This is a genomic window from Paraburkholderia sp. J67 (genome assembly GCF_905220265.1).
In the GTDB taxonomy this organism is placed as follows: domain Bacteria; phylum Pseudomonadota; class Gammaproteobacteria; order Burkholderiales; family Burkholderiaceae; genus Paraburkholderia.
Genome location: NZ_CAJMZK010000009.1, coordinates 14,726 through 32,744, shown reverse-complemented (window position 1 = coordinate 32,744; position 18,019 = coordinate 14,726). Strand labels below are relative to the sequence as shown.

Annotated in this window: 18 protein-coding genes; 10 read left to right on the top strand and 8 right to left on the bottom strand. The window is 63.1% G+C overall.

All coding sequences use genetic code 11. From position 1 onward, the window contains the following. Positions 1-194 precede the first annotated feature (194 nt). From U5782_RS18240 to U5782_RS18230, 3 genes are read left to right on the top strand one after another with little or no spacing between them, the layout of a single operon-like run. Positions 195-1,022, top strand: coding sequence for a p-hydroxycinnamoyl CoA hydratase/lyase (locus tag U5782_RS18240; protein ID WP_322045266.1), 828 nt, complete (start codon positions 195-197; stop codon positions 1,020-1,022). A gap of 45 nt (positions 1,023-1,067) precedes the next feature. Beyond that, positions 1,068-2,858 (top strand): acyl-CoA dehydrogenase family protein, encoded by a 1,791-nt coding sequence (locus U5782_RS18235; protein WP_322045265.1) that lies wholly within the window; start codon positions 1,068-1,070, stop codon positions 2,856-2,858. Positions 2,859-2,878: 20 nt separating this feature from the next. Beyond that, positions 2,879-3,454: a DUF3237 domain-containing protein gene (locus U5782_RS18230; protein ID WP_322045264.1), complete on the top strand. Its 576-nt coding sequence runs from the start codon at positions 2,879-2,881 to the stop codon at positions 3,452-3,454. 14 nt (positions 3,455-3,468) lie between these two features. Here the strand turns inward: U5782_RS18230 and U5782_RS18225 are convergent, their stop codons facing one another. Further along, the gene (locus U5782_RS18225) at positions 3,469-4,272 is read right to left on the bottom strand and encodes a helix-turn-helix transcriptional regulator (protein WP_322045263.1); all 804 of its coding nucleotides are present in this window, start codon (positions 4,270-4,272) and stop codon (positions 3,469-3,471) included. A 137-nt stretch (positions 4,273-4,409) separates the two neighbouring features. On the opposite strand from U5782_RS18225, the gene U5782_RS18220 reads away from it, so the two are divergent. Further along, positions 4,410-5,840 (top strand): APC family permease, encoded by a 1,431-nt coding sequence (locus U5782_RS18220; RefSeq protein WP_322045262.1) that lies wholly within the window; start codon positions 4,410-4,412, stop codon positions 5,838-5,840. 58 nt (positions 5,841-5,898) lie between these two features. Continuing rightward, positions 5,899-7,011, top strand: a complete 1,113-nt coding sequence (locus U5782_RS18215) for a P1 family peptidase (protein ID WP_322045261.1) — start codon at positions 5,899-5,901, stop codon at positions 7,009-7,011. Between the two features lie 144 nt (positions 7,012-7,155). On the opposite strand, the gene U5782_RS18210 is transcribed toward U5782_RS18215, so the two are convergent. Both U5782_RS18210 and U5782_RS18205 read right to left on the bottom strand, forming a co-directional pair. Continuing rightward, on the bottom strand, positions 7,156-7,578 hold the full coding sequence (locus tag U5782_RS18210; RefSeq protein ID WP_322045260.1) for an organic hydroperoxide resistance protein: 423 nt from the start codon (positions 7,576-7,578) through the stop codon (positions 7,156-7,158). 92 nt (positions 7,579-7,670) lie between these two features. Continuing rightward, positions 7,671-7,925 carry a DUF4148 domain-containing protein gene (locus tag U5782_RS18205; protein WP_322045259.1) on the bottom strand — a complete coding sequence of 85 codons (255 nt, stop codon included), beginning with the start codon at positions 7,923-7,925 and terminating at the stop codon, positions 7,671-7,673. A 308-nt stretch (positions 7,926-8,233) separates the two neighbouring features. Between U5782_RS18205 and U5782_RS18200 the strand changes: the two genes are divergently transcribed. Both U5782_RS18200 and U5782_RS18195 read left to right on the top strand, forming a co-directional pair. Then, positions 8,234-9,634 carry an amidase family protein gene (locus U5782_RS18200; protein WP_322045258.1) on the top strand — a complete coding sequence of 467 codons (1,401 nt, stop codon included), beginning with the start codon at positions 8,234-8,236 and terminating at the stop codon, positions 9,632-9,634. A 226-nt stretch (positions 9,635-9,860) separates the two neighbouring features. After that, the gene (locus U5782_RS18195; RefSeq protein WP_322045257.1) at positions 9,861-10,904 is read left to right on the top strand and encodes an alpha/beta hydrolase; all 1,044 of its coding nucleotides are present in this window, start codon (positions 9,861-9,863) and stop codon (positions 10,902-10,904) included. Positions 10,905-10,948: 44 nt separating this feature from the next. Here U5782_RS18195 and U5782_RS18190 read toward each other — a convergent pair whose 3' ends face one another. From U5782_RS18190 to U5782_RS18175, 4 genes are all read right to left on the bottom strand, one after another. Beyond that, the gene (locus U5782_RS18190) at positions 10,949-11,530 is read right to left on the bottom strand and encodes a hypothetical protein (protein ID WP_322045256.1); all 582 of its coding nucleotides are present in this window, start codon (positions 11,528-11,530) and stop codon (positions 10,949-10,951) included. Continuing rightward, the gene (locus U5782_RS18185) at positions 11,527-11,919 is read right to left on the bottom strand and encodes a DUF3592 domain-containing protein (RefSeq protein WP_322045255.1); all 393 of its coding nucleotides are present in this window, start codon (positions 11,917-11,919) and stop codon (positions 11,527-11,529) included. Before U5782_RS18185 ends, U5782_RS18190 begins: the two co-directional genes overlap by 4 nt. A 1-nt stretch (position 11,920) precedes the next feature. Beyond that, positions 11,921-12,394, bottom strand: coding sequence for a type VI secretion system tube protein Hcp (locus U5782_RS18180; protein ID WP_322045254.1), 474 nt, complete (start codon positions 12,392-12,394; stop codon positions 11,921-11,923). A 176-nt stretch (positions 12,395-12,570) separates the two neighbouring features. Beyond that, the gene (locus tag U5782_RS18175; RefSeq protein ID WP_322045253.1) at positions 12,571-13,137 is read right to left on the bottom strand and encodes a thioredoxin family protein; all 567 of its coding nucleotides are present in this window, start codon (positions 13,135-13,137) and stop codon (positions 12,571-12,573) included. Positions 13,138-13,494: 357 nt separating this feature from the next. Between U5782_RS18175 and U5782_RS18170 the strand changes: the two genes are divergently transcribed. Next, positions 13,495-15,282: a cytochrome c biogenesis protein DipZ gene (locus U5782_RS18170; RefSeq protein ID WP_322045252.1), complete on the top strand. Its 1,788-nt coding sequence runs from the start codon at positions 13,495-13,497 to the stop codon at positions 15,280-15,282. A gap of 22 nt (positions 15,283-15,304) precedes the next feature. On the opposite strand, the gene U5782_RS18165 is transcribed toward U5782_RS18170, so the two are convergent. Then, the gene (locus tag U5782_RS18165) at positions 15,305-15,553 is read right to left on the bottom strand and encodes a hypothetical protein (RefSeq protein ID WP_322045251.1); all 249 of its coding nucleotides are present in this window, start codon (positions 15,551-15,553) and stop codon (positions 15,305-15,307) included. Between the two features lie 218 nt (positions 15,554-15,771). Between U5782_RS18165 and U5782_RS18160 the strand changes: the two genes are divergently transcribed. Next, a complete protein-coding gene (locus U5782_RS18160) occupies positions 15,772-16,821 on the top strand; it encodes a GSU2403 family nucleotidyltransferase fold protein (RefSeq protein WP_322045250.1) in 1,050 nt (349 codons plus the stop codon). Positions 16,822-17,009: 188 nt separating this feature from the next. Further along, positions 17,010-18,002: a dicarboxylate transporter/tellurite-resistance protein TehA gene (tehA, locus tag U5782_RS18155; RefSeq protein WP_322045249.1), complete on the top strand. Its 993-nt coding sequence runs from the start codon at positions 17,010-17,012 to the stop codon at positions 18,000-18,002. Positions 18,003-18,019 lie beyond the last annotated feature (17 nt).

Below are 18,019 nucleotides of genomic sequence, written 5' to 3'. Positions count from 1 at the left end.
GACGCGGCGTACTACGCCGCGTTGTCGTTTTCGCTCCCAGTTCGCTTCCATGTCGTCCGGCATGGGCCTTTTCCCTGCTCGCTGCCTGCTTCAGGGTTTGTACCGACCTGGTCATATTCTCCTTTACATATCAGGTAGCCTGATAGTAAATTGAATTCAGGCCGCGCATGCGGCACTGTCCACGGAGAGAGACGATGAGCTACGAAGGTCGCTGGAAAACGGTCAAGGTCACGGTGCAGGGCGGCATTGCGTGGGTGGCGTTCAATCGCGCCGAGAAGCGCAATGCCATGAGCCCGACGCTCAACAAGGAGATGATCGATGTGCTCGAAACCATCGAACTCGATCCCGAAGCCCAGGTGCTCGTACTGACCGGCGAGGGCGACGCGTGGACGGCCGGTATGGATCTCAAGGAATACTTCCGCGAAGTCGACGCGGGCCCCGACGTCCAGCAGGAGCGCATTCGCCGCGACGCGAGCCGCTGGCAATGGCAACTGCTGCGCATGTATTCGAAGCCGACCATCGCGATGGTCAACGGCTGGTGCTTCGGCGGTGGCTTCTCGCCGCTGGTGGCCTGCGATCTGGCGATTGCCGCCGATGAAGCCGTATTCGGCCTCTCCGAGATCAACTGGGGCATTCCGCCGGGCAATCTCGTGAGCAAGGCGATGGCGGATACGGTCGGTCATCGCGAGGCGCTCTACTACATCATGACGGGTGACACGTTCACGGGCCCGCAGGCCACGAAAATGGGCCTCGTCAACAAGAGCGTGCCGCGTGCGCAGTTGCGCGAAGAAACGCTGGCGCTGGCGGCAAAGTTGCTCGACAAGAACCCGGTCGTACTTCGGAATGCGAAGCATGGTTTCAAGCGCTCGCGTGAACTCACGTGGGAGCAGAACGAAGATTATCTCTACGCCAAGCTCGATCAGGCTAGCCATCGCGATCCCGAAGGCGGCCGCGAGCAGGGCCTCAAACAGTTCCTCGACGACAAGAGCATCAAGCCCGGCTTGCAGGCCTACAAGCGCTAACGCGCGGCTCGCGCACGCACGCATTCCATCGCAGGAAACAGTCTCATGACATCGACGTATCAGGCCCCGTTGCGCGACATGCGCTTCGTGATCGACGAATGGCTCGACGCCGCCGCATGGTGGCGCGACGTGCCCGCATGGGCCGACCTGGACGCGCAGACCGCGCAACAGGTGCTCGAAGAAGCGGCGCGCTTCGTTCAGGCGCGTATCGCCCCGCTCAATGCGAGCGGCGACAGCGAAGGTTGCCGTTTCGAGAACGGCGAAGTGACGATGCCCGCAGGCTTTCGCGAGTCGTACGCCGAGTATGTGGAAGCCGGCTGGCCCACGCTCGCGCTCGACGCCGAAAGCGGCGGACAGGGGCTGCCGCAACTGCTCGATGTGGCCTTGCAGGAAATGCTGGCGGGCGCGAACCACGCGTGGCTGATGTCGCCGGGGCTCACGCACGGCGCGACAGCTTGCCTTGCGGCCCACGGCTGCGCGCGCACAAAACGCGAGTGGCTGCCGAAGGTCGCGAGCGGCGAGTGGCTCACGACGATGTGTCTCACCGAGCCGCAAGCGGGCAGCGATCTTGCCCTGCTGCGCACACGCGCCGTGCCAGATTCCGGTAACGAAATCTATCGGATCGACGGCACGAAGCTCTTTATCACCGGCGGCACGCACGACCTCACCGACAACATCGTGCATCTCGTGCTCGCGCGCCTGCCTGACGCACCGGCGGGCACCAAAGGATTGTCCTTGTTCGTCGTGCCTGCGTGGCTGGAAAGCGATGGCGTGCGTAACCGTAACGGCGTTCATTGCGAAGGCATCGAAAAGAAAATGGGCCTCAAGGCGAGCCCGACCTGCACGCTGCGCTTCGAGCATGCGCAGGGCTGGCTCGTGGGCGAAAAGCATCGCGGTTTAGCCTGTCTGTTCGTGATGATGAACGCGGCGCGCCTGCAAGTCGCGATGCAGGGCGTGGGCCACGCGCACAGCGCCTGGCAGCGCGCATCGAGTTATGCGCAGGAACGCGTGCAGATGCGCGCCGCAAGCGCACCCCAGTACGTGGATCACGACCCGCAGCGCCCGGCGCCCATCGCGTTTCATCCGGCCATGCGGCGCATCCTCATGGAGCTGCGGGCGATCGTGGAAGGCGAACGCGCGATTGGCTACTGGATCGCGCACTGGCTCGACATCGCCGCGCATCATGCCGATCCCGCTGCGCGTCATGAGGCGCAGCGACTGGCTTCACTGCTCACGCCCGTCGCGAAGGCGTTTTTCACGGCGAATGGTTTTGCGGCGGCGTCGAATGCGCTCCAGGTGTTCGGCGGCTACGGCTACATCCACGAATACGGCATCGAGCAGACGCTGCGCGACAGTCGTGTGAGCATGCTCTACGAAGGCACGAACGAGATTCAGGCGATTGACCTGCTGATCCGCAAGGTGCTGGCCGACGAAGGTGCCGCGCTGAACGTCCTGCTCGACCATGTGCGCGCCGAAGCGCGGCTGTGCGCGGCGGAAGCGGGCGGTGTTCGGCTAGAAGCGCTGGCGGTCGATGTGGAACGCGTGACGCAGCGTATCGCACAACGCCACGCTAAGGATACCGAAGCGGCCGTGCGCGTTGCGGACGATTATCTCGCGCTGATCGGCTGGCTGCTGCTCGCGTTCGCGTGGGCGCGCACGTGGCGGCTTGCGTCGTCGGCGCCGCGGGTTGCAACTGGTGACGTGTTCTATACGCAAAAGTGCGAGACTGCGCGCTTTTTCTTCGACTATCCGCTTGCGGCGTTCGCGCATCGGCTTGCGCTGGTCGAGGCAGGCTGTGTTGCGCCGTTGCCGCATCACGTGGTCGAGACGATTTGAAAGATTAAAGAGGATACCGAATGACACGCCTGTTCCGTCGCCTGTTTGCCTCAGCATTCATGACGTTTTGCGTGGGGCCATCGTTCGCCGCGGATGTGGACAGTCCCGCCGCGACCTTCGCTCCGCCCAGACCGCAACTGACCTATATGGGCCGCTTCAGCGTCGATCTCACCGCGCCGATCTGGGAGCTTGGCGCGACCACTGATGCGGGCAAGCGCCGCATCATCCCGATCACTGGCGGACGCGTCGATGGCCCGCTCGTGAAGGGCGAGATCCTGAATAACGGCGCGGACTGGCAGGTCGTGACCAAGGATGGCGTGGCGATGATCGACACGCGCTACCTGCTGAAAATGGACGACGGCGAATATGTCTATCTACAGACGCGCGGCATGCGCTACGGCCCCGCCGATGTCATGACCGAGGTTGCCCAGGGTAAGCCGGTCGATCCGGCGAAGTATTACTTCCGGCTCTACATGAACTTCGAAACATCGTCGAAGAAATATGCGTGGCTCAATCGTGCGATGGCCGTGGGTTATGCGATGAGACTGGGCAACGCGGTGGTCTACGACGCGTATCTGCTCGATGCGCAGCAGTAAGTCATTGAGCCTCGCTAAGCCCCATCGTCGTCGCCCAGCGCCTCGATAAAGCGCGAGAACAATTCCGGCTGCGTAGAAACCCCTAGCTTGGTGTAGAGGTGGCGGCGATGCACCTTCACCGTCTCCGGCGAAATGGCGAGGCGCTCGGCGATCGCCTTCGAGGAATTGCCGCGCAGCACCATACGCGCGATCGCCATCTCGCGCTCGGTCAGCAAACCCGCGCCGAAGCGCGCCAGCGCGCCCTCTACGCGCGCGCCCAGGTCCGCCGCGCCCGGCTCGATGCGCGCCGTGTCGCCGGTCAGCCGCCAGTGCTGGCGAATTGCCGCAAGCACCCACGGCAACGCCGCCATGAGCTTGCCGAGCGGTTCGACATCGAAACGCGTTGCCGCGCCCAGCGATAGCGAGAGCAGCACGTCCGGCTGGGGCCGCACGAGCAACTGGATCTCGTCCTCACCCACCGCATCGCGGAAATAGCTCAGAAAATATTCGCTCTGCCGGAACAGGTCGGGCGCGACTTCTTCGAGCCGGTAGCAGCCATCCGCCAGGCCGTCGTTCGCAGCCTGCAGGAAGGGATCGAGCAGATACAGGCCGTTGAGGTAGAGCGGCACGGGCGAAGGCGCGTCGCTGCCGCCCGTGTCGTACTCGTCGAGGACGATGGGCACGCCATCGGCGCTAATCGCCGTGGCGAGCGCGTTGTCGAACGGCACCATCTCGTTGAGCAACAGCACCAGAAAGCGCCAGAAACGCGGCTGACCGAGATGGTCGAGCGTGCGGCCCAGCGCCTGATGCATGGCAATTTCAGAAAAGAGTCGATCCATATCCTGCGTGTCACCACCAGAAGGGCGTAACCCAAAATGGGAATAGCGGCCCGGAAATTGGCTTCCTAGACTGCAACGCAATCTGTGGCCCCGAGTATGGGCGTTCAAAAAAGCGCGGCATAGGATAGGAGAGCAAGATGGAGATGATGTCGGAATCGACGGGCACGATGAAATCGTCGTCCGCAGCGGGCGGAGCCGAGGCAGGCCAGGCCGGTGAAACGAGGCGCACGCTCACGCAGACCTTGAGCGTGCGCGACGCGGTGATGATTACGGTCTCGGGCGTCACGCCCGCGAGTTCGATCTTCGTGATCGCGCCGTTCGCGATCCAGCAGGCGGGCAGCGGCTCGGTGCTGTCGTTCCTGCTGGGCGGCGTGCTCGCTTTCGCGTTCGCGCTCTGCTACGCCGAATTGAGCGCTGCGCACCGCAGCGCGGGCGGTGAATATGTGATGGCCAAACGCGTGTTCGGCACGCTGCCCGGCTACCTGACCTTCATCACCGTGCTGGCGGTGAGCGTGTTCATTCCGGCGGTGCTCGCGAGCGGCGCGGCGCCTTACCTCAACAACGCGCTGGGCACGCAGTTCAGCAACCAGTCCGTCGCGCTCACCATCGTCCTGCTCAGCTACGTGCTGGGCATGCTCAACATCAAGACCAACGCGTGGATCACGGGCGCGTTTCTGGTGGTCGAGATCGGCGTGCTGATGCTGATCGCGGGCCTGGGTTTCAGCGCCCCGCATCGTGGGGCTGCTGCGCTCATGCATCCGGTCGTCGCGAGCGGCGGCGCGTTGATTCCGGCTACGGCCGCCGCGATCGTTCCGGCCATCGGCACGGCGATCTTCTGCTACAACGGCTTCGGCTCAGCGGTCTTTCTCGCCGAAGACCTGCGCGGCGGCAATCGCAATGTCGCCAAGGCGGTGATCTATTCGCTGTTCGTGATTCTCGTGGTCGAACTCGTGCCGCTCATCGCGATCGTGCTGGGCGCACCTTCGCTCGCCGAACTGTCGAAGAGCGCCGATCCGATCGGCTATGTCGTGCGGGAACTCGGCAATCCGACGCTCTCGCGCGTGGTGAGCGGCGGCATCTTTCTGTCTGTGTTCAACGCGATCATCGCCATCGTCATCACGATGGGACGCCTGCTCTATAGCAGCGGTCGTCACGCGCTCTGGCCGCGCGCCTGCAACCGTGCGTTTTCGACGATTCACCCGCGCTTCGATTCGCCGTGGCTCGCAACGCTCGCGCTCGCGGTGCCGTCGGCGGGGCTCGTGTTCGTGTCGAGTCTCGATGAGTTGACCGCCTTCACCGTGGATCTGCTGCTGCTCGTGTACCTCGTCGTGGGTCTGGCCGCACTTGCTAGCCGCCTCGTGCGCCGCGATGTGGAGCACCACTATCGCATGCCTTTGTGGCCGATCACGCCGCTCGTCGCAGTCGCGGGCGCGGGGTATACGCTCTATACGACGCTCGCCACGGCGACCAAGCCGGCCGATCTTTACATCATCGGCGCGCTGCTGGTCATTGCGCTGGCGATGTATATGGCCTGCGCGCGGCGCAGCGAGACGTTCCGCGCGCTTTGAAAACATCGCTTCTAGAACATCGCTTCGAGACACACTGCAATAAAGGAGGGTAGTCACTATGCGCACGAGGGATCTCGGCATTCGCATCGGACTCGGCAAGCCGGGCCGCTTCAACGCGATCACGGACGTACCGGGCGTACGGGTCGGCCACTGCACGATCGTGGCTGATGCGGGCGACGCATCGGTTCGCACTGGCGTGACCGTCATCGAGCCGCGCGAGGGCGCGGCGCACGACGATCCCTGTTTCGCGGGCGTGCACGTGCTCAACGGCAATGGCGACGCCACGGGCCTTGAGTGGATTCGCGAGGCGGGTCTGCTGACCACGCCGATCGCCTATACGAACACCCATAGCGTGGGCACGGTGCGCGACACGCTGATCGCCACCGAACGCGAGGCCGCGCGCGAGCGGGTCTACTGGTGCATGCCGGTCGTGATGGAAACCTACGACGGCCTGCTCAACGATATCTGGGGGCAGCACGTGAGCGCCGCGCACGTGCACGAGGCGCTCGCGGCGGCGCGCAGCGGGCCGGTCGAGGAAGGCGGTGTGGGGGGCGGCACGGGCATGATTTGCCACGAGTTCAAGGGTGGCATTGGCACCGCGTCGCGCGTGCTGGACGTGCAGGCGGGCGGCTGGACCGTGGGCGCGCTGGTGCAGGCGAACTACGGCGTGCGCGAGATGTTGCGTGTGGCGGGCTATCCCGTGGGCGAGGTGCTAGGGCATGTTCACTCGCCATTTCGCGAGGCCGAAGCGAAAGGCGAGCCGGGTATGGGCTCGATCGTCGTCACGCTGGCGACCGACGCGCCCTTGCTGCCGCATCAATGCACGCGTCTCGCGCAGCGCGCAAGTGTGGGGCTCGCGCGCGTGGGCGGCGGCACTGAGGATTCGAGCGGCGATATCTTCCTCGCCTTCGCAACGGGCAACCACGGTTTGCCCACGGCGAACTATGGCCGCAAGGGCGCACCCACGAGCGACGTGAAGATGGTCAACAACGACCATATCTCCGCGTTGTTCGCGGCGGCGGCGGAGGCCGTCGAGGAGGCCATCGTCAACGCGCTCGTGGCCGGGCGCGATGTGGCCTCGCGCGGCGCGAAAGTGGAAGCGTTGGGCGCGGCCCGACTTGTCGATGCGCTGCGTGAAGTGGGGTGGCGGCCGGGGCGGGGCGTTAGATGATCGGCATGGCGCGGCAGCGCGGGTTGGAGCGCTCCAAGCCACTACGTCCACAACGCCCTGAAACAGCGGATGCGCGCTGCGCAGCGTAGCCCGTCAATCGATACGGATTCCATACGATTAACGGGCCCGCGTCATACGCCGATTTCAGGCATCGGCCAGCGTGATTTCCACGTCGATGTTGCCGCGCGTGGCCTTCGAGTACGGACAGGTCTGATGCGCGAGTTCAATGAGGCGATGGGCCACTTCGCGCTCCACGCCCGGCAGGCTCACGCGCAGGCGTGCGCTCAGCAAGTAGGCCTCGTCGCGCATCACCAGATCGATTTCCGCATCGACTGCCGTATCGCGCGGCAGCGCGACCTTCAGGCGTCCCGCCGCCAGTCCCATCGCACCGATGAAACAGGCCGACCAGCCCGCGCCGAACATCTGCTCCGGGTTGGTGCCCGGCGCGCTCGATCCCGGCGGCGCGAGCTTGACGTCGAGGCGACCATCGTCGCTGCGGGCGGCGCCGTCGCGGCCGCCGGTGGTGTGGGTCTTGCCGGTGTACAGGACTTTTTCAGCGTGGCTCATGATGATTTCCTTGTAGATTAATGATGGCGTGAACGAGGCTTATGCGGGTTGATTAGCGAATCTGCGTGGTGCTATCTGTGCTATTGGTGCGATCAGCTGCCGCGATAGAGGTTGCGCAGCGCGTCCAGTTGGCCGTTGTGCTCGGCGTCCACGAGTTCCTGACGTACCTGGGCGCGGGTGATCTTCGCGTTCGCGTCCTGATGCGCCGGCGTCCATGACTGCGCTTGCGTTTGCACGGCGGTGGCCGACGCGGAAGCGGCCGAGGCCGGCACGGCGGCGAACGATGCGGAAGCGGCAACGAGGGCAGCACCTGCGGCAAAGACCAGAGCGATTTTCGAAACTTGCATGATGTTCTCCTTGATGCGGTAGATGAGGAAGAAGACGACCGGTTGATCCTTGCTTGATCCCCGTGGGATCGCGGTTTTCAGCAGATCTGCGGCGTTGACGTATTAAAGCCAGCGGACGTATCTGGCGTGTTTCGCCAACTGGCCTTATTGCAATTCCCTGTATCTGGGCGAAGCGCAGATACATAGAGAAACAAATCGAGCCGCGAGTCCTGTGCGGGGCGCGAGCGCTGAAGCCCGCCACGCGCTGGACACAATCCAGATACATGCGGCTGCTTCAATCGCATCCATCCATTCATCACGGAGGAACCATGTCTGAACTTTGGCAATTGACGGCTGCGGAACTGGCAAAACACATCAAATCGCGCGAAGTCAGCGCGCGCGAAGCGGCGCAATCGGCGCTCGCGCGACTCGATGCGGTGAACCCCATCATCAATGCCGTCGTGGCTGTCGATCCCGAGGCCGTCCTGCAACAGGCCGACGCGGTCGACCAGGCGATCGCGCGCGGTGACAATCCCGGCCCGCTCGCGGGCGTGCCCGTCACGACCAAGATCAACGTCGATCAGGCCGGTTTCGCCACCACCAACGGCCTGCGCGCCCAGGAAAACCTGATCGCCCAAAGCAACAGCCCGGCCGTGGACAACCTCGTGCGCGCGGGCGCGGTCCTGCTCGGACGCACGAATTCCCCCACCTTCGCACTGCGCTGGTTCACCTCGAACCAGGTGCACGGCCGCACGCTCAATCCGCGCGATCCGTCGCTTACGCCGGGCGGTTCGAGCGGCGGCGGGGCGGCCGCTGTCGCGGCGGGCATCGGCCAACTGGCGCTGGGCACGGATATCGGCGGCTCGGTGCGCTATCCCGCCTACGCGTGCGGCATCCACGGCCTGCGCCCGACGCTGGGCCGCGTGCCGGCCTTCAATGCGTCATCGCCGGAACGCGCGATCGGCGCGCAACTGATGTCGGCGGCGGGGCCAATGGGCCGCACCATCGAAGATCTGCGTCTTGGACTCGTGGCGCTGGCCGCGCCGGATCTGCGCGACCCCTGGTATGTCGCACTGCCGGTGGAAGGACGCGAGGTGCCGCGCCGCGCGGCGCTGTGCGTGCGGCCGGGCGGCCTTGCCACTGTCAAGGAAGTGGAAGACGCATTGCGCGACGCCGCCAACCGCCTGCGCGACGCGGGCTGGGAAGTCGAGGAAATCGACGACGTGCCGTCGATCCGCGAAGCCGCCCAGCTACAGGAGCGCCTGTGGCTAGGCGATGGTTTCGACGCGCTCGCGAGCGCGGTGGAGAAAGACGGCGATCCGGGTGCTGCGGCCGTAATCGCGGCGGCGCGTGAGAAAGTGCGCGGCCTGCCCGCCGACGTCATCAGCCAGTCGCTCGTGCGGCGCACGACGCTCACGCGCCAGTGGCGCCTGTTCCTCGATCAGTACGCCGTGGTGCTCATGCCGGTGTCGAGCGAACTGCCGTTTGCGAGCGATCTCGACATGCAGGGCAAGGAAGGTTTCGACCGCGTCTGGGAGGCGCAACTCACGCTGCGCGCGCTGCCCGCGATGGGCCTGCCTGGCCTTGCCGTCACGACCGGGCTGGTGAATGGCGTACCGGTGGGCGTGCAGATCGTCGCGGCCCATCATCGCGAGGATCTCTGCCTGCTCGCCGGCCGCGATATCGAGGCGCGTGGCGTGCCTGCATCGCCGGTCGAGCCGCGTGCCTGAACGCGCTGCTTGAACCGTACAGGGCGCGATTTTGATTCGTCTTGTGTACGTAGGGTGGGCAGACACATTGGGATACAAAGCGTTTGCCTGCTTCCGCTATAAAAGCGCTGAAGCGTGAATTCGCAGTTGTCTTGCCGCCATGGAAGCCACCAGGCGGCGATCTTTTTCGAGGCCGGGTCATCCCGACGGCGGCCCATTCTGGACGATCAACAAGGAGAAAAGCGTCATGTCAGATCCCGTCAATGTCCGGCGTCGTCGGATCCTCGGCACTACGTTGGCGAGCCTGAGCCTCGCGGACCTGGGCCTGAGCAGTCTGGCCCACGCGCAGTCCACGGACGGCGCCACGTCGAACACGCGCACGGGCAGCGGCGCATCGTTTGGCCCGATCCAGCAGATCGACGCGGGCCTGCTGAATGTGGGCTATGCGGAAGCCGGGCCGAAGAACGGGCAACCTGTGTTGCTGCTGCACGGCTGGCCGTACGACATCCATAGCTTCGTCGAAGTTGCGCCGATGCTCGCGGCGGCCGGCTATCGCGTGATCGTGCCGTATCTGCGTGGCTATGGCTCCACGCGTTTTCTATCTGCCGATACGCCGCGCAATGGGCAGCAAGCGGTGACCGCTGTCGATATCGTCGCCTTCATGGATGCGCTGAAGATCGATCAGGCGATTCTCGGCGGGTATGACTGGGGTGGCCGCACGGCGGACTGCATCGCGGCGCTGTGGCCCGAGCGGGTGAAGGGGCTTGTCTCGGTGAGCGGTTATCTGATCGGTAGTCAGGCGGCGAACAAGAATCCGCTGCCGCCGAAGGCCGAATTCCAGTGGTGGTATCAATTCTATTTCTCGACCGAGCGTGGCGCGCAAGGCTATGCGGCGAATCGCGATGCGTTCAATAAGCTGATCTGGCAACTGGCCTCGCCGAAGTGGAGTTTCGACGATGCGACTTATGAGCGGACTGCTGCGTCGTTCCAGAATCCGGATCATGTGGCGGTGGTGATTCATAACTACCGCTGGCGGCTGGGGCTCGTGCAGGGGGAATCGCGACTCGATGCCATCGAGCAGCGCCTGGCCGCCGGGCCGACGATTTCCGTGCCGACGATCACGATGGAAGGCGATGCGAATGGCGCGCCGCATCCGGAACCGGCCGCGTATGCGAAGAAGTTTACGGGCAAGTATCTGCACCGGAATCTGACTGGGGGGATTGGGCATAACCTGCCACAGGAAGCGCCGAAGGCGTTCGCCGAAGCGATCTTGCAGGTGACGCATTTGTGATGAGGGGGGCGGGCAGGGGGGGACCCTGCCCGCGTTTCCTGTGTTTATGGCGTGGTGATTTCTTCGTATATGCCTTGCCATTGCATTTGTCCCAGCATAAGGCCACCGCTTAAGCCTTCCTGCAACCCTTCATTTACGCCTCGAAAGACGATCACGGCAGAGGCCGTATTGACGGCGAGCGTCATAACGGGCCGCATCATAATCCCTATTTCCAGCAGTTCAGGGTCTATGCCGCAGAGCATGACGGTTACGCCCTTACCATAAAGCAAACCGGCGCTACCGTCGAAATAAATGACTCCGCCGTCGAGTTTCCGAGGTGTCAGGCCACCGTGACATGCTGCCGTTTCGTAGATAACGCCCTGACTTGGGAAGTCTGTTGTCGATCCGGTTCCCGCAATTTCCTGTCCTCTGAAAGTGATCTTCGGCAGCGTTAGTTTCCGATGAAGCAATTTCGGAAGCGGGACTGATAGCCCCATGCCCAGACCACCATATTTAAACTTCTGCCGATTGCCTTCGGGGTCGTCCAGGACGATCAATCCACCGGACATGAGGAGTGCGCCGAAACCTGTGCCGCCTCCTGAGCTTGTATCAAATGTCCAACTGCTTTTTCGTAGATCCAGGATCATTTTTTTAGTCTCCGGCCTTTGAAGGGTATATTGCGAAGACCCGCAATCGTCCAAAGAGCAGCCATTCCCCAATATGTGACGGAACCGTCCCAAATACTCCAGAATTTATCGACTTGCGCGCTTGATCGAGGGGCGTCATGGATATATCGAACGCTTACGCGATCACCAACATTCAGAGTGATAAGGCCATTACCTGAGAACTTGATTTGCTCACCGCTTTGAGCAGTGAATGCAATTTCTGGATGATGTGGGCCGAAAGGCGTCTTGACGACGATGCCCTCAGAGGTCAACGAAGAGCCAAGGAATTTCAGCGTATCGTAGGTCGAATAAGAACCTGCCAACATAAAGCAGATCCCTATTCCGAGCGCTACGTTATTGAACTTTGACATGTTATCGGTCGATGTTTTCCTTGATATCGAACGAGGCCGTCACGGTGCCATTACTCGTCCCTTGCTGACCTTGCACGACATATTCCATCTTGACGCGCGAAAATGAGAGCGTTACGTGCTCCCAATATTTATCCATCGCACCGCTTGGTTCAAGACCGGTAATAACCACATCGCCCATTGTAATTCTCAGGAATTCAAGCGGTGTGCCGCCAGCCTTGCGTGCGTAGAGGATCACCTCGGGAATATGGCGACCTGTCAGGCAGTAGCGCATGAAGTTAGGGCTGGCGCGGTCGATCTGATGGACGAATTCAAGATCGTTGACCGTTGCTTTGCCTGCGCCGCCGCCTGATCCCGACATCATTGAAGATTGCTGCGACATCTTCCAATGCCAACTTGCAATATCGATTTGTCCACGATGAGCCTCATCCTGCGACTCACCACTGATACCGACGATCTTGATAAACATATCGGCCATAGCGATAACCTTTAACGTTGTTTGGAGTCTCAGGTTACTTCGCTGTCGCGATTTGTTCGGTGAAAAAGTGTCAAATCAAGATGTCGGTCATGATTGCATCAGTTGGATACGTAACGTTCCAGGTGTGGCGGTATGCTTTGTTCTTTGCCACGCATCCGGCCCACACCCAACCTCGTTCACCCCTTCTTCCCCTCCCCACCCAGCAAAGCGCGAATAGTCTGTTCGGTCTGGTCATAATCGCCTTCGCCAAAATGGCTATAGACAAGCTTGCCATTCTTGTCGATCAGATAAAGCGCGGGCCAATACTGATTGTTATACGCATTCCACGTGGCATACGAATTGTCCTGCGCCACCGGATACTGAATACCGAATCGCGCGACCGCTTTCTTCAGATTGTCGGTATTGCGTTCGAACGGAAGTTCGGGCGTGTGCACGCCGACCACCACGAGTCCCTTGTCGCGATAGCGCGAATACCACTCCTTCACATAGGGCACGGTATGCGAGCAGTTGATGCAGTCGAACGTCCAGAACTCGACGAGCACAACCTTGCCGCGCAGCTGTTTCAAATCGAGCGGCGGACTGTTGATCCACGTATTGATGCCGGTAAAGTCGGGCGCGGGCGCACCGTTTTGCACGGCGGCCGGTTCAGTGGCGGCGGGGCTGGCGGTGGAGGCGAAGGCAGCATAAGCCGCCGTCGCGGCCAACGCGGTGGCGATGGCGGCAATCTTGAGGCGTTCGAACATGACGGGATCTCCATGAAGGGTTGGGATACGTGTGCATTGAACCCCGCGCACGTATCTGGCACATGTCCCGCAACCGTGCCCTGTGCACCGTAGTGTGTCGCGCCACGGGGCGGATACATGGCGATACAAAACGCCAGCGCTTCGCAAGGCTACGTTCCCGTTTCCCTCACCTCTCCAGACCGTTTTGTATCCGTCTGTGTCCCGCCCGCCGCGCGACACATTGCAACGTGCCCAGTGCAGATATTCGACATTCACCCGATACATCGGCGCATTGAAATACCGCACATGGCCGGGGCGCTGGAATCGCACTGAATGCGCCCCCTCGACTTCTGTGTGAATCTGTCTGGAGACCGAATCATGTTGCTGCTGGTCGTCGCATTCGTCGGCGGTGCGTTCACCGTCCTCAGTCCCTGCATCCTGCCGGTTGTGCCATTCGTATTTGCGCGCTCGGACCAGTCCTTCGTCACCGGTCGTCTGCCTTTGCTGATCGGTCTCGCGGCCACGTTCTCGCTGCTGACCGGTCTGGGCGCGGCGGGCCTCGAAGGTGCAGCTCAGTTGAGCGAATATGGGCGTTATGTCGCGCTCGCATTGTTCGCGGTTTTCGGCGCGGCGCTGCTGTTTCCCGCGCTGGCCACCCGGCTCGCGCAGCCGCTGACTGGTCTTGCCGATCGCTTCGTCGCTCGCTCCAGTGCGCAAGGCGCGACGGGACAAATCGGCTCGGCATTGTTGCTCGGCGCAGCGACCGGTTTGCTTTGGGCGCCGTGCGCGGGGCCGGTTCTCGGTTTGATCCTCACCGGCGCGGTGCGTCATGGTGTGACCTGGCAAACCTGGGCGGCGCTCGCCGCCTATGCCGTGGGTGCGGCGTGTTCGCTCGCGATCGTGGCGAGCCTCGGCAAGCGGGCGATGGATGCGCTCAAGCGTTCGCTCGGCCTTGGCGAGCATCTGCGCCGCGCGCTGGGAGCGCTCGTGCTCGTCACCGTCGGCGCGATCGCGTCCGGGTTCGATACGCGCTTGCTCGTCCATCTGCCAGGTTCTCCGACCCAGGGGCTCGAAAGTCGGCTCACCGAAGCATTGAGCGGCCGCCCGACGTTGCCAGCTGTGCCGCAGAGGGTCGTTCAGGAAGCGCCCGCCGCGCACATCGTGCGGGTTTCGGCATCGGCACCGTCAATGTCAGCGCTGCCCGTGGAGGGCACGTTGCCGGCGCTGGACGGCGCATCGGCGTGGCTGAACTCGGCGCCGCTCGCGACGCAAGATCTGCGCGGCAAGGTGGTCGTGGTCAACTTCTGGACCTACTCGTGCATCAATTGCCTGCGTACGCTGCCGTATCTCAAGACGTGGGCGCAGCGTTACCAGAACGATGGGCTGGTGGTGGTCGGCGTGCATACGCCCGAATTCGCCTTCGAGCACGATGCGGGCAACGTGAAGCGCGCGCTCGCGGATCTGAACATCCATTACCCGGTCGCGCTCGATAACGACTATCGCATCTGGAATGCCTTCGGGAATGCGTACTGGCCGGCGTTCTATATCGTCGATGCGCAGGGGCGGGTGCGTTATCACCACTTCGGCGAAGGCGGCTATCGTCAGGCCGAGCAGGCGATCCAGCAACTGCTGGCCGAGAACGGCCATGCGCCCGCTGCGCATCCTTCGACGTCGGTGCAGGCAAGCGGCGCGCAGGCCGCGGCGGATCTTGCCGATGCCCGGTCGGGCGAAACGTATCTGGGTTATCGCGAGGGGCAGGGCTTTGCGTCGCCGCAATCGGCGCAACCCGACACGGCGGCCGCTTACACGCTGCCAGGCGCTTTGCCGCTCAACGCGTGGGCGCTCGATGGCCGCTGGAACATCGGTGCGGAATCGGCCGTGCCCGCTGCACCGAATGCCGCGCTCGCCTACCGCTTCCATGCGCGCGATCTGCATCTCGTACTCGCGCCGTCGCCCGATGGCAAGCCGGTGCGCTTTCGCATCACGATCGACGGCGCGCCGCCGGGAGCCGCGCACGGCGCCGATGTCGCGGCGGATGGCACGGGTGTCGTGACGAGCGCACGCCTCTATCAACTGGTGCGCCAGAACGGCGCGATCGGCGACCGGACTTTCGAGATCCGATTTCTGGATGCGGGCGCGCGGGTGTACACGTTCACGTTTGGTTGAGCGCGTGGGGTGGAGGGACGCTTCAGTCGTCTCCCCAGCGCCAGCGCGGCGGCTCGCCCTTGAGCCAGCAGACGCCGACGAGCACGAGACTCAGCAGCGTGACCACGAGGATGAACGCGCCCATGTGGCGATCCGGCCCGAAAACGTGAATGGTTGCGCCCAGCATGACGAAATAGGCGAGGAGGACCAGCCAGCCTTGCCAGCGCGTCGGCATGCCCCAGCCCCAGCCGTAGCGTTTGGCGGGGAACCAGTAGTCGCGGGTGGGTGACATCGTTGTGCTCCTCGGCGCCTCGTGTGGCGCGGCGGTTTGTGGCGGCATTGTCGCCGATTTTGGTTGCGAACCATTCGCGCGGACGAGGTGCCCGCGGCAGGCCCGATACCCGACGGCCCGTGTGGCGAGAAATTGCAGTAATTTTATAAAAATTACTGCAATCCGGCTTAAGATCCATTGCAGTAAAATTTGAAAAATTACTGCAATGGATCGGTATCATGTCAGGTTTCCCTCTGTACACGCGGCATGAGCAGGCGTTCTGTTCCCAATACGCGAATATCGAGCAGGGCGCCGCTGGCCAGGCGAGCGTGCTGGTGGGCGCGCCGGGCACGATCATCGAGCACGACCGTGGCAATGCGCTTTACTACTACCGGCAGTTCATGGACGCGGAAGGCAGGCGCCAGCAGTTCAGTCTGGGGGGGCCAAAAGGCGATCCTGAGGCCGACGGGCGCGTCGCCGAGGTACAAGCGCAGATCGAACAGACCAAGGATCTGATCGGCCGCGTCCGGGAACTGGCGAAGCTCGGCTTCCAGATCGCCGACAACAAAACGTACGCGACGATGGCGGTTCTCCATAACCACGGGCTTTTTCAGGCGGGCGCGGTGCTCGTGGGCTCCCACGCGTATGCCGTGCTGCTCAACAGTCTGGGGATCAAGGCGATCGCCTACGAGACTGAGGATATCGATATCGCGCGTGGCCGCCAGCTTGCCCTGCCGAGCGTACCGTTGGGCGGGCTGTTGGAGATTCTCAGGGAGACGGGCATCGACTTCGTGCCGGTGCCCCCCTTCAACCGGGGCGATCCACGCACCTCGTTCAAACAGGCGGGCAAGACGCGGTTCCATCTCGATCTGCTCGTGCCTTCGCAGGACGATACGTTCCCGATCGTGGCCGTGCCCGAACTCGGCGCGCACGCGAGCGGCATGCCTTATCTCGCTTACCTGCTCGGGCAGTCCTACATGGGTACCGTGATTTCCCGGCATGGGGCCGTGCCGGTGCGCGTGCCGGATCCCGCGCGCTTTGCCATCCACAAGATCCTCGTTTCGCGCCTGCGCACCAATATGCTGATCAAGTCGCAGAAGGATATCCAGCAGGCCTGCGTGCTTCTCGCGATGCTTGGCGAACATCGTAGCGGCGACATCGAGCAAGCTTGCTCGGAGTTGCCCAAATCTTTGCGCGCACAGGTGCGTCGAGCGCTGACCGACGTGCGACGCATGCTCGAAGCTCATGAAGGCGCGCTGGCCGAGCTTGAGGATGGGCTGCGTGCCTGACGAACCCGGCAACGCACGACCAGGGCACGATCAGCACCCACTTCGCCCCCCATGAGACGATCGGGCATGTCATTGAAACGGGCTGGCATTCGCGCCGCGCCTGCCCGGGCCTAAAGTCACTCCATCGACGGCAGCACGCGCTGCCACAAGTTTCAGTCAAGTCTCAGTCGAATTTCAGGAGTGATGTCATGAACGCATGGATGGCAAAACATGAACCGATGCCCGCTGGCTTCTTCGGCATCGCGGTCGGCACGCTGGCGCTGGCGGGCGCATGGCGGGTTGCGGCAAAGCTGTGGGAAGTGCCTGCTTACGCGGGGTCGGCGCTCACGGTCGCGGCGCTCGTGGTGTGGGCCGTCGTGATGGCGATGTATGCATACAAGTGGATCGCGCACCGCGAGGCTGCGCGCAAGGAATGGCAGCACGAAGTGCAGTCGTCGTTTATCGCGTTGGGTCCGGTATCGACGATGCTCGCCGCGCAGGCGCTCAAGCTCTGGTCGCACGATCTTGGCCTCGCGCTGTTCGTGGCGGGCGCGATTGGGCAGATCGCCGTAGGGGTGATGCTGCACGGGCGGCTCTGGCAAGGTGGACGCAACGCGGAACTCGTGACGCCCGCGATCTATCTGCCGACCGTCGCCGCGGGGTTCGTGGCGGCCGCGACGGCGGCAACTTTCGGCCTGCCGGAGCTGGCGGTGATGTTCTTCGGTAGCGGTGCGCTGTCGTGGCTCGCGATCGAATCGAAGCTGCTCAACCGCGCTGCGCTCGAAGCGCCGACCGCACCCGCACTGCGCCCGACCTTCGGCGTGCAGCTTGCGCCTCCGGTGGTGGGTGGCGTCGCGTGGATGGCGATCATGAGCAGCATGCACGTGTCGCTGACGGGCGCGGCGGGAATCGTTGCTTACGCGATGCTCGGCTACGGTCTCTATCAGGCGCTGTTGCTGCTGCGTCTCTTGCCGTGGATTCGTGCCCAGGCTTTCGCGCCGTCTTACTGGGCCTTCAGCTTCGGCGTGGCCGCCTTGCCGACACTCGCGATGCTGATCGCCCAGCACGGCGGCCCGCTCTGGGTGCATGAACTGGCCTTCCTGCTGTTCGTTGCTTCGAATGGCGTGATCGGGCTGCTGATCGTCAAGACCGCGGCGCTGCTCTGGGAGGGCAAGCTGCTGCCGATGCGTGCGGTTCAATAACAAAGCTGGCTTGCAGT